We start from the raw sequence: 507 nt of genomic DNA, 5'->3' as shown, positions 1-507 counted from the left end.
GATCGTCACCGAGCGCGGCGCGCGCACCGGCGGCATGGTCGATTTCCGTGACGAGCGCTGGGGCGAACTCTACTCGAAGAAGATCGAGGAGATGATCAATGTCGTGAAGGCGAAGGGCGTGCCCGTGCTGTGGGTCGGCCTGCCCGCGGTGCGCGGCACCAAGGCGACCGCCGACATGCTCTATCTCGACAATCTCTATCGCGACGCTGCGACCAAGGCCGGCATCACCTATGTCGATATCTGGGACGGCTTCGTCGACGAGGCCGGCCGCTTCCTGCAGCAGGGCCCGGATTTCGAAGGCCAGATCCGCCGGCTGCGTTCGGCCGACGGCGTCTATTTCACCAAGGCCGGCGCCCGCAAGATGGCGCACTACGTCGAGCGCGAGATCACCCGCCTGCTCTCCGGCCGCTCCGCGCCGATCGCGCTGCCGAGCGAGCCTGCGACGCCGGACCTCAATGCCGTGCCTGGCGCACCGGCGCCGCGTCCGCTGGCCGGCCCCATCGTGCC

At 68.8% G+C, this 507-nt stretch carries 1 protein-coding gene; it reads left to right on the top strand.

Features of this window, described 5'->3' with window-relative positions; genetic code table 11:
* A partial coding sequence (locus tag AC1DU6_RS35970) for a DUF459 domain-containing protein (RefSeq protein ID WP_477863462.1) occupies positions 1 to 507 on the top strand: 507 nt, incomplete at both ends.

The organism is Roseateles sp. P5_B10, assembly GCF_056400485.1.
This window is presented reverse-complemented; position numbering and strand designations above follow the sequence as displayed.